2 protein-coding genes are annotated in these 1008 nt (G+C 41.4%); both read left to right on the forward strand.

All coding sequences use genetic code 11. The features are described 5' to 3' along the window. The first annotated feature begins 63 nt into the window (after positions 1-63). The gene (locus AC2VE5_RS28290) at positions 64-738 is read left to right on the forward strand and encodes an HNH endonuclease (RefSeq protein ID WP_486890824.1); all 675 of its coding nucleotides are present in this window, start codon (positions 64-66) and stop codon (positions 736-738) included. Beyond that, a partial coding sequence (locus AC2VE5_RS28295) for a hypothetical protein (protein WP_486890825.1) occupies positions 735-1008 on the forward strand: 274 nt, incomplete at its 3' end. The genes AC2VE5_RS28290 and AC2VE5_RS28295, both read left to right, overlap by 4 nt.

Raw genomic sequence — 1008 nt, forward strand, 5'->3', positions numbered from 1 at the left:
GAACAGCAAGATTCTGTGCAATAAACTGTTGGGTATCATGGGAATGCAGCGTTAGGTCAGGAAATGTCTATATCAGATCCAGACATAAAATTACTATGGGGGCGTGCTGCTGGAATTTGCTCGAATCCTCAGTGCCAGAGAGATTTAACCATACGTTTTGAACATGGAGGTGCGGGGTATATCATCGGAGAAATGGCACATGTGATAGCAAGGCAACCAGGGGGACCTAGAGGCAGAACGGAGGGTGGGCCAGATTCCTACCAAAATCTTTTGCTATTGTGCCCATCCTGCCATCGAATGATAGATAAGGCTCCAGAATGCGAATTCCCTGAAGATATGCTTTTCCAATGGAAGGCAGAGCATGAGAGTCGTATCAGGGAGTTGGGTAAAGAAGTAGTTTTTGACTCAAGAAGCAACTTGTGGGTAGCTATTCGCAGACTACTGATGGAAAATGGAATTCTTTGGAGAGACTTGGGTCCACAATCACATGCGGCTAACACTGATACAGGCTCTAATCTATATGAACAATGGAATTTCAGAAAGCTAAATACAATCATCCCAAACAATACAAAAATAATTAACTATGTAGAATCCAATAGCGAATTCCTTACAGATGAAGAATTTGAGCTATTTCTTCTGTTCAAAGCACACGCTAGCGCATTTGAATCCAACCAATATAATCGTCTTGATAGTTATCCTGGATTTCTGCCTGAGTTTGCAAGGGTTTTCGAGCAATGAGTAACGGTTCAAATGACTGGGGGGTAGAATTCCATAGAATAAAGTGGTTTGAAAGATTACTTTCCACCCATGCGAACATTACAAATATCGCTAGGCATGATGACATTATTTTTGAAGTCAATCGGCTAAAACAGAGGGATAATCTTACAATATTGTGCTGCTATGAGTACACAATGGGAATAACTGCTGTTCATAGAGCACTACATGAATTCGGCTCCTTAAATATTATTCATATTGGTGGTGGCTGGTGTGGTTACACTATGGAAGCTA

It is taken from the genome of Aliterella sp. E5.1, from assembly GCF_057473825.1.

Excerpts from the sequence above, each read along its gene's own strand:
- AC2VE5_RS28290 (WP_486890824.1), top strand. The coding sequence starts at position 64 with ATGTCTATATCAGATCCAGACATAAAATTACTATGGGGGCGTGCTGCT.